Here is a 13,875-nt window from a genome sequence, read left to right on the forward strand (position 1 = left end):
CGCTTCACACTCACGGCAGGCCAGAAGGGCGATGCGCCGCAAGCCGACGCCCTGATCGAGGGCCTGCCCGCAGACGTCGTCATGGCAGACACCGCCTATGACAGCGACCGCCTGCGCGATGCAATCGCCGACAAGGGGGCCGTGGCAGTCATCCCAAACAATCCGTCCCGCGCGCGCAAATACCCAGTGGACAAAGACCTTTATGGCCTGCGGCACTTGATCGAATGCTGCTTCTCAAAACTCAAGCAGTTCCGCAGAGTAGCCACGCGCTACGAGAAAACGGCACAAAACTACCGAGCCGTCGTCACAATCGCAGCCATCGTCCTCTGGATCAGGTAAGTGTCCACACGACCTAGCAAACCGGCTTGCAAGTGATGCCATCCACAATGACTGCGTCTTGAGCCGGAGCCGCTTAGATCATCGCCTTGGGCAAGGCCACCGCCAGCGCATCGACCGCAAGGCGGACTTTCAGCGGCAAATGCGGCGTGCGCAGCCACAGGGCATAGTTGTCGAATACATATCCGGGCTCACCTTGCAACACTTCGACAAGGGTACCGGCCTTGATGCGATGGCGAACGAGCCACGACGGCAACCACGCCAGCCCCATCCCGGCGATTGCTGCATCGGCGATTGCCTCGAGATCGTCGAGCCGCAACCGATTGGCGGGCGTCACTTCCAGTGCCGGCTGGCCGTCGCGCGGGAACAGCCAGGGATGCACCCATCCCGGACGATTGTAGGTCACGGCGTGATGGTCGCTCAGGTCGTCGATCTGCCTCGGAGCGCCATAGCTCTCGACATAGGACGGTGAGGCGCAAACCAACATGCTGTGGCTGGCGATACGACGGGCGACGAGCCCGGACCGGTCCTCCAGGGTGCCGGTGCGGATGGCGAGGTCGTAGCCATCCTCGGCAAGATCGACGATGCGATCGCCGAACGAGAGCTCAAGCTCGAGCCTTGGATATCTTTGAGCAAACTCCATGAGGATGGGTGCAATGCACCGCCGGCCGAGCAGCGCCGGCATGGTGACGCGTAGCCGGCCGCGCGGCTCGGACAGCTGGTCGGCAGCAAGCGCATCCGCGGCTTCCGCTTCCGCGAGAATGACGCGGCAGCGGTCATAATAGGCGCGTCCGAATTCGGTCAGGCTCTGCCGGCGGGTGGTCCTGTTGATCAGCCGCACGCCGAGCCGTTCTTCCAGAAACCGGACATGTTTGCCGACCATCGGCCCAGAGAGATCAAGAGCGACCGAAGCGGCTGCGAACGAGCCGAGATCCACGGCTTTGACGAACACCGCCATGCTCGTAAGGCGATCCATATTCGAAACTCCTGGTTTCTACTGTTCTGCCAGTGGCATGATTTATCGAAATCAAACCGGCGTGCATAGCTCATTCAGTTCAATCACTATGGAGTTACTGCTGATGGCCCGCGTTGTCCGTTTTCATGAGCATGGTGGTCCCGAAGTCCTGCGCATCGAGGATCAGAATGTTGCCGAAGCTGGTCCTGGCGAGGTCCGCATTCGCGTCAAGGCTCTGGGCCTCAATCGCGCCGAGGCGCTGCTGCGCTCGGGCTGGTATATCGAGACGCCGACGCTGCCGTCCGGTCTCGGCCTTGAGGCTGCGGGCCTCATCGAGGCGGTCGGCGACGGGGTCGACGGCTTCGCGCCCGGCGACGCCGTCAGCGTCATTCCGCCAATATCGATGGCCCGTTGGCCGGCCTATGGCGAGCTTGTCACCTTCCCCGCCTCGCAGGTCGTCAAGCATCCGCCGACGCTTAGCTGGGAAGCGGCCGCAGCGGTCTGGATGCAATACCTGACCGCCTACGGCGCCCTGATCGACATCGCCAGGCTCAGCGGCCAAGATACGGTCGTGATTACCGCCGCCTCGAGCAGTGTCGGACTGGCGGCCATCCAGATCGCCAACATGATCGGCGCAACCGTAATCGCCGTCACGCGGACCTCCGCCAAGAAACAGGCCCTGCTCGATTTCGGCGCCGCGCATGTGATCGCCTCAGCCGAGGAAGACCTGGAAGTCCGGCTGAAGGAGATTGCCGGCCCGCAAGGAATCCGCGTGGTATTCGACCCGATCGGCGGCCCGATATTCGAGCCGCTGACGGCTGCAATGGAGCGCGGCGGCATCCTGATCGAATATGGCGGCCTCAGCCCCGAGCCCACGCCTTTTCCGCTGTTTGACGTCCTCAGCAAGACACTGACGTTGCGCGGCTACCTCGTCCACGAAATCACAGGCGATCCAGAGCGACTGGAGGCGGCCAAGGCCTTCATCCTCGACGGCCTCACCTCGGGTTCGTTGCATCCGGCAATCGCCAGGATCTTTCCATTCGAGCAGATCGTCGAGGCGCATCGTTATCTCGAGGCGAACGAACAGTTCGGCAAGATCGTCGTGACGGTCTGACGATCGGAGACTGACCCGAAGCCTCGAAGCGGCGGGCCGGCCCCTACTGAAACACCGACGTTGCAGCGCCAGCAACGCAGTGTACCGGCCTCGCCGTCTACCCGCCCCAGATACCCCGTGCCACCTTCTCAGCACCAAAACAAACGCTGAGGGTGACACCGGATATGACGACGAAAGAGACAGCCATAGGCATGGTCGGGCTTGGGGCCATGGGGCTCGGAATGGCGACCACGCTCGCAAGCAACGGCTTCGCCGTGAAGGGCTTCGACCTTTCCGACACCAGGCGCGGGCTGGCTGTCGAAGGCGGTGTGACGGCTTGCGAAACGCTGGCCGATGTCTTCGCCGATACCGGTTTCATCGTCTTCTCGCTGCCGACGGCCAAGGACGTCGCCGCCGTCGTCGAGGCCAATCTCGACGCCCTGAACGTCGCCAAGGAACGTGTCGTCATCATTGACACCTCGACGTCGGAACCCGACGTTTCGCGCGACCTCGCCGCCGGCCTCAATGCGCTTGGCCATGGTTTCCTCGATGCCCCCGTTTCCGGCGGACCGGCGGGAGCGGCAAACGGCAAGCTGACGATGATGATCGGCGGCAGCGACGCCGATGTTGCTCGCGCGGCACCCGTTATCGAAGCGATGTCGGCCAAGGCCCTGCATGTCGGACCAAGCGGTGCCGGCAACGTCGCCAAGCTCGTCAACAACCTGCTTGCAGCCGCCCATATGGTGACGACGGGCGAAGGCTTGAAGCTTGCGCTTGCAGCCGGGCTTGAGCCCGAACAGGCGCTCAAGGTGCTGAACGCCGCCTCGGGTAAATCGATGATCAGCGAGGTGCATTTCCCGACCTGGGTGATGAACGATCGCTTCGACAGCGGCTTCACCATGGGGCTGATGCGCAAGGACGTGCGGCTTGCAAGCGAGCTGGCCGCACGCACAGGCGCCACACTGCCGCTTTCGGCAGCGGTCGCCCGGCTCTGGGCCGAAAGCCCGCTCGACAATGCCGACGACTTCACCCGCATGGGCGCCTTTCGCGCCGCGGCAAACGACAACTGACACGACAAGGGGAAGACGATGAACGACATGACCATGCCGGCCGCCAAGGCCGAACGCATCCGCACGCTGTTTCATGGCTTTCTGCCCGGCAGCGAGATTGGCAGCTATGTCGACGGCGCGCTGGTGACAGGTTCCGGGCCCGAACAGGATCTGACGGACCCGGCAACGGGCGAGGTTTTCGCGACGTTCAAGGACGCCGGTGCCGACATCATCGATGCGGCGATGGAAGCGGCCACGCGCGCCCAGCGTGAATGGATGGCCATGACGGCGTCGGCGCGCGGCCGCGTGATGAACGAGATCGCCCGCAAGATCCGCGAGCGTGCACCGGAACTGGCCGAGCTTGAAAGCCGGTCGGCTGGCCGGCCGATCCGCGACATCCGCGGCGAAGCCCTGCGTGTCGCCGAAATGTTCGAATATTATGCCGGTTGGTGCGACAAGCTGCACGGCGAAGTCATTCCGGTCCCGACCTCGCACCTGAACTATATCAGGCACGAACCGGTTGGTGTCGTTGCCCAGATCACGCCCTGGAACGCGCCCCTCTTTACCGGCGGCTGGCAGATCGCGCCGGCCATTTGCGCTGGCAACGGCGTCGTCATCAAGCCGTCGGAACTGACCCCCTTGAGCACGCTTGTCCTCGGCGTGCTTTGCGAAGCGGGCGGCGCGCCGCGCGGCCTCGTCAACGTCATCGCCGGCCAGGGCCTGACCGCAGGCGCCGCAATGGTTGCCCACCCGAAGACGGCCCTCGTCGTCTTCGTCGGCTCGGCCCAGGCCGGCTCCGCCATTGCGGCAGCAGCTGCGAAAAACGTCGTGCCCTGCATTCTCGAACTCGGCGGCAAGTCCGGCAACATCGTCTTTGCTGATGCGGATCTCGACCGTGCGATCGTCGGCGCGCAGTCGGCAATCTTCTCGGGCGCGGGCCAGAGCTGCGTTGCCGGCTCTCGCCTCCTGATCCACCGGTCGGTGCACCAGCAATTCGTCGAGCGTTATGCGCGTGCCGCCGAGCGCATTCCGGTCGGCGATCCCTATCTCGACGCCACCCAGATCGGTCCGATCAACAATGCCCGTCAATGGGCAAAGATCGACGAGATGGTGCGCCAGGGCGTTGCCGAAGGCGCGACGCTTGCAACCGGCGGCGTCAAGCCGGTAGCGCTTTCTTCCTCCGGCGGCTTCTTCTTCGCCCCGACGATCCTCGACAACGTCAAGCCCGACATGACCATCGCGCGCGAGGAGGTCTTCGGCCCGGTCGTCGGCGTCACCGTCTTCGACGATGAAGACGAGGCCGTGGCGCTTGCGAACGATAACCCCTACGGCCTTGCCGGCGCGGTCTGGACAAAAGACGTCGGGCGCGCCCACCGCATGGCCTCGCGCGTGCGCGCCGGCACGTTCTGGATCAATGGCTACAAGACGATCAGCGTCATGTCGCCCTTCGGCGGCTTCGGCCGCTCCGGCTATGGCCGCTCCAGCGGGCGCGATGCGCTTTTGGCCTACACCCAGACGAAGAGCGTCTGGGTCGAGACGGCGGAAAATCCTGCCGTCGTCTTCGGCTATGCCCCGGAAGCGTGACGGCAGTTTTTTTCAAGCAAGACATCAACCCACCACCAGAATGGGGCGGCCTGATCCAAAATCAGGCCGTCGTCTTCGCTGCGACGCTGAGTTAGCAACAAATTGCCAGGCGAGATGTTTTCGAGATCGTCCTGCTTCGCTCGCCGCAGCGCCTCGCCCCCGGTTCCGCATTCTACCCCCAGGCGCGAGTGCCCTGCGCAAAATCATAAAATCTACGCGTGTGTTGCAATATGGCTACAGCCTTGCGTGGGCGAACCGACAATAAGTATCATTATATTTGCTTAGAGTCTGTTGGTGGCGACAGGGTCTGGCAATCGGGGGACAATCCAGACGTCAGAAGCACACACCGAGGGCCTTGCCTTTTCGGCTGAGTACGCTTGCGTCTGGGATTTTGTGGTGGGGCATTTTCCGATGGCGTACTTCTGTCGTGACTCTGAGCAAGACGTCATTGCAACACGCGACAGTTCTCCAGCCTGTCATCCCATACCCCGCCTGCGAGCCCTCGCACATTCAGGAAAGGCGGTCGCGATACGGTTCGCAACGTTCCTCGTTGCGATGTTGATGGCCGGCAACGCCTATGCCCTTTCGAACGCCTGCAACAACATCAACGACAACTGGGTGAGTATTTCGCGTGGCCAGGGCGTCTATTTCGAGGGTTTTTATTCGTCATTCGCACTAGGCGAGGAACTCTCCTACACAGTCACCACGATCAACAGCAGTGACTTGGAGAAAAGTGGCGGCCACGCGGGCGCGTCGTTTGGTGTTTTCCAGGATGCAGACTATAACACAAGGGTTGTAGAGCACTCTATCGGCCCGACCGAGCCGAACGACTTTACGCGTTCCGGCAACATCACGCTTAATCCGGCACAGACATATTGGGTATATGTCGCAGGTGGCGCCGATAGTGGCGTCGCTACGGTCACCGTCACATGCCGCTCCACGCTGCTGCCGCCGGTGATCTCGTCGGTCTCCCCCACTTCCGGCCTGACATTGGACACGACCGCCGTGACCATCAACGGCTCCAACTTTACCGGCACGACGAGCGTGACTTTCGGCGGCGCCGCAGCCACGTCAGTCACGGTCGTTAGCGCAACGCAGATCACGGCCGTCGCACCCGCGCATGCGGTTGGGCCTGTCGACATCATCGTCACGAACCCCGCAGGTGCGGTGACGTTTGCCAGCGGTTTCACCTACATCGCGCCATCAACCGACGCAACGCTCAGCCTCCTCACGCTGAGCACGGGATCGCTTTCACCCTCGTTCGCTTCAACGACAACGACCTATTCCATCAATGTCCCCAACAGCGTCTCGTCGCTGACCGTGACCCCCACGACCACCGACAGCGGAGCGACCGTCTCAGTCAATAACAATCCGGTCGCAAGCGGCTCGCCTTCGGGCCTAATCTCTCTGGGTGTTGGAACGAATTCCATCTCCGTCACTGTCACCGCGCAGGACCGATCCACACAAAAGACCTATTCGGTCACTGTGACCCGCGGCACGCCATTGGCCCTCACGCCAGCTGCCGGCGCCTTGGCGGACGGCACCGTCGGCTCGGCCTATGGTCTGTCTTTCAGCGCCTCCGGGGGCCTGTCGCCGTATACATATTCCGTTTCGACCGGCACACTCCCGACCGGATTGACGCTCTCGGCGGCGGGCGCACTCTCGGGCACACCGACGGCGCCCGGTACCTTCTCGTTCTCGATCGGGGCGACGGACGGCCACAACGATACGGTGTCGACGGCATACTCCATTGAAATCGTGGCACCGGCGATTGCGATTTCGCCGGCGGTTTTGCCCGTGTCAATGGTGGGCACCGCCTACAGCCAAACTATCACCGCCAGCGGCGGGGGCGGCCCCCCCCCCTATGCGGGGGCATCTGGCGCCCTCCCGGCGGGCATGACTTTGGCTGGCGACGGGACGTTGTCGGGCACAGCAACGGCCGGAGGAAGTTTCCCGTTCACAGTCCAGGCGACCGACGCGTTCAACAGCACCGGGACTCTCGCCTACACCCTGGCCGTCAGCGCTCCGGCCATTGCCGTGTCTCCGACGAGCCTTCCAGGTGGTACCGTCGGCGTGGCCTACAGCCAGACCATTTCGGCCAGCGGCGGAACAACTCCCCACACCTTTGCGGTCACGGCGGGTGCGCTGCCTGCAGGAATCACGCTCGCCGCAGACGGCACCTTGTCCGGCACTCCAACGGCGAGCGGAACCTTCAACATCACCATTCGAGCCACCGACCATTCCACCGGCACCGGCCCGTATTTCAGCGAGCAGAACTACGCGCTGGTGATCGGCGTGCCCACGATAACCTTCTCGCCTGCGACTTTGCCAGCCGCCTCGACGGGCACCGCCTACAGCCAGACGTTCGTGGCTACCGGCGGAACCGGACCCTACACCTATGCGATATCTTCAGGCACACTCCCAGCCGGCATCACACTGGTCGGGGAAACGTTGTCCGGTACGGCAACGGTCGGAGGGAGCTTCTCGTTCAGCGTGCAAGCGACCGACTCCTTCGGCAGCACGGGTATCCAGGCCTACACGCTCGCCGTCGACTTGCCGGCGATCGTCGTTTCTCCAGCAAGCCTCGCCACAGGGGAAATCGGTGTCGCCTACAATCAATCGATGACGGCCAGTGGCGGAACCGCGCCGTATACCTATTCGGTGGCATCGGGCGCGTTGCCGGCAGGTATCACCCTGGCCGCCAACGGCACTCTGTCCGGCACGCCGGCGGTGAGCGGGACCTTCAACGTCACCATTCGAGCCACCGACAGTTCCGGCGGAACCGGGCCCTATTCCGGCGATCACACCTATGCGCTGGTGATCGGTGTGCCCACGATCACACTCTCGCCTGCGACTTTGCCTTCCGCATCGACGGGCACGGCCTATAGCCAAATGCTTACGGCCAGCGGCGGAGTCAGCCCCTACGGCTACACGCTGACCTCCGGCACGCTGCCGGCAGGTCTCAATCTTGCGGCCAACGGCACCCTGTCCGGCACGCCGACGGCAACCGGAAACTTCACCTTCGACGTCCAGGCGACCGATGCCTTGGGAAGAACCGGAGCGCAAACCTACGCTTTGTCCGTCAACGCCCCGACGATCGTGATGACGCCGACAAACCTTGCATCGGGGATGCTGGGCGCTGCCTATAGCCAAACAGTCACTGCGAGCGGCGGGGTCGGGCCGTACGGCTATTCCCTGACCTCCGGGACGTTGCCGGCAGGTCTCAACCTTGCAGCCAATGGAACTTTGTCCGGCACGCCGACGGCAAGCGGAAGCTTCACCTTCAGCATCCAGGCGACCGATGCCTTCGGAAGCACGGGAGCGCAAACCTACACTTTGTCCGTCGATACCCCGACGATCGTCGTCGCACCGACAAACCTTGCCAAGGGAACAGTCGGCACCGCCTATAGTCAGACGATCACCGCCAGCGGCGGAACTGCTCCTTATTCCTATTCGCTGACATCGGGCGCGCTGCCGGCGGGATTCAGCGTCGCGGCCGACGGTACCCTGTCTGGAACCCCGACTGCCGCCGGCAGCACCAGTTTCACCATCACAGCCACAGATGCATATGGCGCAAGCGGATCCGCCACATACGCACTGGTGATCAACGCCGCACCGGTCGCGTTGTCCTTCGCGCCGGCGCAGGGTGCCTTACCGGCAGCCATGGCCGGCGAGAACTACAGCGTCGGCATAGTGGCAAACGGGGGTGTTGGCGCGGTCCTCTACGGCATCAGCGCCGGAAGTCTGCCCAAGGGAATGATCCAGAACGTCTCCACCGGCGCGCTGACCGGGCCTCTGGATGCGGATGCGCCAATCGGTGAACACAGCTTCACGATCACGGCAACGGACAGCGCCGGCAACAGCGGCACTGCGTCATACTCGATCATGGTCGAGGCGCGCGAAGTGACGGCGCCCGACAAAACGGTCGACGTTCCCGCCGGCTCTTCGCCGCCGAACGTCTATCTGAATAGTGGCGCGACCGGCGGACCGTTCACCTCAGGCGCCGTTGCATTCGTCCAGCCGCCAAACGCGGGAACGGCGGAGATCATCGAAGGTGAACTTGCAGCGACAGGCAGTTTCGCACCCGTCGGCTTCTACCTGAAATTCACGCCAAATCCTGCCTTCTCCGGCACAGCCGTCGTCGGCTACACGCTGACGGGCGCCAGCGGTGTGTCGAACGTCGCCAGCATTTCCTACCGCATCGGTTTTGATGCCCAGCAAGTCGCCGACGAAATCGACGGCCTCGTGCGTGGGTTCGTCGAAACGCGGCAGAACCTTATTTCCTCGACGCTTAAGGTGCCGGGTCTGCTCGATCGGCGGAGAAACGCGACGAGCAATGACCCCGTCACGACCCGTGTATCGCCCTCAGCCGATGGCATTACCCTCGGCTTCGCTACCAGCCTTTCGCAGATCGAAGCGGCGCGCAAGGCTGCCGAAGCGGATGGAGCGCAAGCAGATCCCACTCTCTCGCCGTTCGACGTCTGGATCGACGGCACATTCCTGATGCACAAGCGCGACGAGAACGATGGAAAATGGGGCAATTTCGGGCTGTTTTCCGCTGGCGCCGACTACCTCATCAACGAAAAGGCGCTGGTCGGTCTGTCGTTCCATTTCGACCGCATGAGCGACCCCACGGATGAAGATGCGGAGCTGACGGGCAACGGCTGGCTCGCCGGCCCCTACGCCTCGTTCGAGATCGGCAAAGGCGTGTTCCTCGACACAAGCCTGCTCTACGGCGGTTCGTGGAACGACATCGACACCGCGTTCTTCGACGGTTCCTTCGATACGACGCGCTGGCTGTGGGATACCAAGCTGCAGGGACAATGGCTGATCGATGCGGAGACCATCCTCACACCAAAACTCAGAGCGGTTTTCTTCAACGAAAAGGTCGATGACTATACCGTCTCTAACAGCACCGGCGGAGCCGTATCCCTCGAGGGCTTTACCGAGCAGCAATGGCGTCTCAGCGCCGGCGCGGAAATCGAACGCAGCTACGAGCTTGAAAACGGATTGACGCTAACTCCACGGATGGGAGCCAGCGTCGGATTTGCGGCACTCGACAACAGCGGCGCATTCGGCGCGCTCTCGGCGGGCATCGATCTGTCCAACGACATCAACTGGAACCTGGACGCGGCCTTGCTCTTCAATATCGAGGAAGATGGCGAACAATCCGCGGGCGGCAGAGTGGGTGTCAGCGTGCGCTTCTAACACCGCTTTTCAACTGCAATGGCGTGGGCGGCCGATCACTTGTTCGAGTGGCGCAGCCCAGCCATCCCAGATTTCGCCTGGCACCTCACATCGGTCGGGTCGCAAGCCACCCAATAGTCGCGGTGACATGCTTCCGCCGCCGACAGCCAGAAGGCGCGGATCGTGGCTGCAGCGTCGAGCGCCAAATACGACGTGCAAGGGCCGCTGTGACCTTTCACACTTGCGGCATGGTTCCTGGCGAGCAATATCCGCGACGGCAGGCTGTCGTCCTCGACGGAACTCAGCAAGCCAGCCAAACCAAACAAGAGTTGGCGGGGCGGTTTGCCGCCGTCCCGCCTACGCTCCGGGAAAATCTAGGCGGCGCGGCTCCAACTTTCGCGCATTGCCGCCCCTTCCAGCTTGAACTTCGCCAGCATTGTCCGCAGCTGACGGCTTTCTTCGGCAAGCGTTCCGCTTGCGGCCGTCGTTTCTTCGACCATTGCCGCGTTCTGCTGAGTCATCTGGTCCATGTGGTTGACCGAGGTGTTGATCTCCTGAAGCGCGGTTGCCTGTTCACGTGCGGCGGTAGCGATCGTGTTGACGTGGCCGCTGACATTGTTGACCAGGGTCTCGATCTCGAGCAGCGCCTCACCCGTCGAGCGCACCAGCGACACACCGTTTTCGACTTCGCTTGCCGAGCTGTGGATCAGCGTCTTGATCTCCTTGGCGGCATTCGCCGAACGCTGCGCCAATTCGCGGACCTCTTGGGCAACGACGGCAAATCCGCGCCCCGCTTCGCCGGCACGAGCCGCTTCGACGCCGGCATTCAGTGCCAGAAGATTGGTCTGGAAGGCGATCTCGTCGATGACGGAAATGATCTGGTTGATCCGGTTGGACGAATTCTCGATCCGGCCCATCGCATCGATGGCGCTGCGCACGATCGCACCCGAACGGCCGGCGCTGTCCTTGGTGGCGCGCACCATTTCATGCGCCTCGTTCGCCCGCTCTGAAGCGGTCCTGACGGTCGAAGTGATTTCGTCGAGCGCCGCAGCCGTCTCCTCAAGGGCGGCCGCCTGCTGCTCGGTGCGCTTGGACAGATCGTTTGCCGCCGAACTCAGCTCGACCGAATTGTCGTTGATCGTTCCAGCTGCGGTGCGGACGTTCTGCATCGTCGAGCGCAGGGTCACCATCGTGGCGTTGACATTAGTCTGAAGCTCGGCGAACGCGCCGTGGAATTCGCCGCGCATCGTCTGGGTCAGGTCGGCCTCTGCGAGTGCAGCCACGACGCGACGGACCTCGTTGACTGTCAGGTCGACACTCGACACCAGCTCGTTGACGCTGGCGGCAAAGCGGTTCAGGTCCTCGTTGCTGTAGTCCTTGGTGATGCGACCGGTGAAATCGCCGGCAACGGCCGCGGCAACGACGATACTGATGTTGGACTGGAGATCGCTGCTGCGAGCATGCAGCACCGCTTCCTGGGCCTTCATGTCGCGCATGCTGATGGCGTTCTTGCGGAAGACTTCAACGGCACGGGCCATCTCGCCGATTTCGTCGCGGCGCGAAAGGTCGGCGCCATCGCCATCCAATTTTCCGTCGGCAAGCTCGGTCATGATCGACGTCAGCGACTGGACTGGAAGCACGATGCCGCGCCGCGCGACGAGCAGGCTCACTGCAACGCCGAAGACGATGCATGCGCCGGCCGCGGCCAGCAGGATCGTCATCGCGACGGAGGAAGACTCCAGCGCCTCGGCGCGAGCGGCAGCAAGAGCATCGCCCGAATAGGTGCTGTAGGCCTTGACGGTGGAGGTCACCGTCTTCTGGGCGCCCAGCGCCTTGTCGAGCGCGGCCTTGACGGCAGCGGCATCCGCGCCATTCGAGCCGGCAACGGCGATCATCGCCCGGATCTCGTCGAAATAGCTGTTGAGCGTCGCGCGGATATCGTTGAGCAGCTTGTCCTCGGCATCGTCGGCAACCGCCTCGATCTTGGTGACGCGCTCGAGCATTTCCGCAGCGCGTGTTTCGGTTTCCGCACCGAACTCGGAAGCCTTCGCGGGCGTTGCCGCCAGCTGATAGGTCATGCGGCTGATGGCGATGATATCGACCCGGAGATCCATCGCCTCGCGCGCCGCTTCTTCGCGGGCGCCGACTTCGACGATCGTCGTTCCAAGCGAAGAGAGCCCGTGGGCGCCGACGAGCGCGATCAGGGTTGAGGAAATGCCCATGACCACGACCACGAGGCCGACCTTGGTCAATATCGATAAATTCTTGAACGTCACTGCCGTGACTCCTGTGATGTCGCGATCGCGCTGGTTTGCTGGACATGGTCGGCCAAACCGGTGGGAGGAGACCCGGAATGTTGCGCGCGCTCCGTGGGAGGAGGCGGAGGTTTCTAGCGCACCGACCGAGAGATACTTAGTAATTGCGAATTTAAATTAACGTTAAAGCTGCAATTTCAGGCCCGGCCCGGCCAAGGCGGCCCTGTTTCGAGCATCCGAAAAGCGCAAGGCGAGCGGGCAACCGCCCGCCCGCAGACAGCCGCGTACCGCGGTTTGTCCGCTGGCTTGCGTATTCTTCTTGTACCCACGCCCATTTAGGTAGAATATAGCAAATTAGGAACCAAGGAGCCAAAATGGCGCTCAGCATTAAGGATCCGGAGACGGAACGCCTCGCCAAGGCGCTGGCCGAGAAGACCGGAGAAACGATCACCATGGCCACCCGTCGCGCCCTGGAAGAGCGGCTGCGGCGCCTTGCAAATGCTGGAAATCGCGAAGTGCTTCTCGAGGAACTGGCAGCCAGCCGTAACCGCTGGGCGAAGCTGCCGGTGCTCGACAAACGCTCTGCTGACGAGATTTTGGGGTATGACGAAAACGGGCTCCCCAACTGATGGTCATCGACACATCGGCGATCGTTGCGATCGCATTCAATGAACCGGACGCAGAAACCTACGAGCAAAAAGTCGTCGACGCTCCACGGCGTTTCATCTCGGCCGCGACAATCCTTGAACTGGCCATCGTCATCGAGGCTCGCCTCGGCGAGGCGGGTGCCGCCGAGCTCGATCTATGGCTCTACAAGGCGGGTGTCGAAATCGTAGCCGTCGACGCGGAACAGATCGCGGTGGCAAGGCGAGCTTGGCGCAGCTATGGCAAGGGCCGACATCCCGCCGGTCTGAACTATGGGGACTGTTTCTCCTATGCGCTGGCCAAGACACGCGGTGAACCGCTGCTCTATAAAGGCGATGATTTCTCGCGCACGGACATCGAGGCAGCATAAGATCGCGTCCGTAGCACCCGCCACGCGCCGCAAGCAACGTGATGACCCGAGATTTCAGTCGGCAGCATGCTTGTCCCCTAGATGCCGTAATGGGCCGGCACTCCTCGCATAGCCAAGAAGGTGGCTGTCCCTCAGAGTGATGATGTTGAAACGGGGTCCGATGATCTCGGCCCCAAGCATCAAGCGAGGGACAACCATGGACTATTATGCAGGAATTGATGTGTCGCTGGAACAGAGCAGCATCTGCGTCGTGGATGGGTCGGGCAAGATCGTGCGTGAGGCGAAAGTGGCGAGCGAGCCTGAAGCTCTGTTGCAGCTTTTTGCCGATCTGGCGCTGCCGATCGTCACGATCGGCCTGGAAGCAGGACCATTATCGCAGTGGCTGCGCGCTGCACTTGTCG

The 13,875-nt window shown here is 62.6% G+C and carries 9 protein-coding genes and 1 pseudogene; 8 read left to right on the plus strand and 2 right to left on the minus strand.

Features of this window, described 5'->3' with window-relative positions; genetic code table 11:
- Nucleotides 1-339 (plus strand): IS5 family transposase (locus tag AC244_RS34095; RefSeq protein WP_053253252.1); only part of this gene is annotated, 339 nt, incomplete at its 5' end.
- A 73-nt stretch (nt 340-412) separates the two neighbouring features.
- Here the strand turns inward: AC244_RS34095 and AC244_RS34100 are convergent.
- Nucleotides 413-1,312: a LysR family transcriptional regulator gene (locus tag AC244_RS34100; protein WP_053253253.1), complete on the minus strand. Its 900-nt coding sequence runs from the start codon at nt 1,310-1,312 to the stop codon at nt 413-415.
- Nucleotides 1,313-1,415: 103 nt separating this feature from the next.
- Between AC244_RS34100 and AC244_RS34105 the strand changes: the two genes are divergently transcribed.
- The 4 genes from AC244_RS34105 to AC244_RS34120 all read left to right on the plus strand — a co-directional run bounded on the left by AC244_RS34105 (nt 1,416) and on the right by AC244_RS34120 (nt 10,225).
- Nucleotides 1,416-2,405, plus strand: a complete 990-nt coding sequence (locus tag AC244_RS34105) for a zinc-dependent alcohol dehydrogenase family protein (protein WP_053253254.1) — start codon at nt 1,416-1,418, stop codon at nt 2,403-2,405.
- Nucleotides 2,406-2,569: 164 nt separating this feature from the next.
- The gene (locus AC244_RS34110; RefSeq protein WP_053253255.1) at nt 2,570-3,454 is read left to right on the plus strand and encodes an NAD(P)-dependent oxidoreductase; all 885 of its coding nucleotides are present in this window, start codon (nt 2,570-2,572) and stop codon (nt 3,452-3,454) included.
- 18 nt (nt 3,455-3,472) lie between these two features.
- Nucleotides 3,473-5,017, plus strand: a complete 1,545-nt coding sequence (locus tag AC244_RS34115; RefSeq protein WP_053253256.1) for an aldehyde dehydrogenase family protein — start codon at nt 3,473-3,475, stop codon at nt 5,015-5,017.
- 561 nt (nt 5,018-5,578) lie between these two features.
- The gene (locus AC244_RS34120; protein WP_053253257.1) at nt 5,579-10,225 is read left to right on the plus strand and encodes a putative Ig domain-containing protein; all 4,647 of its coding nucleotides are present in this window, start codon (nt 5,579-5,581) and stop codon (nt 10,223-10,225) included.
- A 353-nt stretch (nt 10,226-10,578) separates the two neighbouring features.
- On the opposite strand, the gene AC244_RS34130 is transcribed toward AC244_RS34120, so the two are convergent.
- Nucleotides 10,579-12,480, minus strand: coding sequence for a methyl-accepting chemotaxis protein (locus tag AC244_RS34130; protein ID WP_053253259.1), 1,902 nt, complete (start codon nt 12,478-12,480; stop codon nt 10,579-10,581).
- 353 nt (nt 12,481-12,833) lie between these two features.
- Between AC244_RS34130 and AC244_RS34135 the strand changes: the two genes are divergently transcribed.
- From AC244_RS34135 to AC244_RS34145, 3 genes and pseudogenes are all read left to right on the plus strand, one after another.
- On the plus strand, nt 12,834-13,088 hold the full coding sequence (locus AC244_RS34135; protein ID WP_053253260.1) for a type II toxin-antitoxin system VapB family antitoxin: 255 nt from the start codon (nt 12,834-12,836) through the stop codon (nt 13,086-13,088).
- The gene (locus AC244_RS34140) at nt 13,088-13,474 is read left to right on the plus strand and encodes a type II toxin-antitoxin system VapC family toxin (RefSeq protein WP_053253261.1); all 387 of its coding nucleotides are present in this window, start codon (nt 13,088-13,090) and stop codon (nt 13,472-13,474) included. Before AC244_RS34135 ends, AC244_RS34140 begins: the two co-directional genes overlap by 1 nt.
- Before the next feature lie 196 nt (nt 13,475-13,670).
- Nucleotides 13,671-13,875, plus strand: a pseudogene (locus tag AC244_RS34145) (IS110 family transposase); the annotation flags it as partial.

It is taken from the genome of Ensifer adhaerens, assembly GCF_001270265.1.
GTDB classification, from domain to species: domain Bacteria; phylum Pseudomonadota; class Alphaproteobacteria; order Rhizobiales; family Rhizobiaceae; genus Ensifer; species Ensifer adhaerens_B.

Bases quoted from the DNA above. Each gene is read 5' to 3' on its own strand.
- AC244_RS34100 (WP_053253253.1), bottom strand. From the start codon at position 1,312: ATGGATCGCCTTACGAGCATGGCGGTGTTCGTCAAAGCCGTGGATCTC.
- AC244_RS34105 (WP_053253254.1), top strand. From the start codon at position 1,416: ATGGCCCGCGTTGTCCGTTTTCATGAGCATGGTGGTCCCGAAGTCCTG.
- AC244_RS34140 (WP_053253261.1), top strand. From the start codon at position 13,088: ATGGTCATCGACACATCGGCGATCGTTGCGATCGCATTCAATGAACCG.
- AC244_RS34120 (WP_053253257.1), top strand. From the start codon at position 5,579: ATGGCCGGCAACGCCTATGCCCTTTCGAACGCCTGCAACAACATCAAC.
- AC244_RS34115 (WP_053253256.1), top strand. From the start codon at position 3,473: ATGAACGACATGACCATGCCGGCCGCCAAGGCCGAACGCATCCGCACG.
- AC244_RS34110 (WP_053253255.1), top strand. From the start codon at position 2,570: ATGACGACGAAAGAGACAGCCATAGGCATGGTCGGGCTTGGGGCCATG.
- AC244_RS34135 (WP_053253260.1), top strand. From the start codon at position 12,834: ATGGCGCTCAGCATTAAGGATCCGGAGACGGAACGCCTCGCCAAGGCG.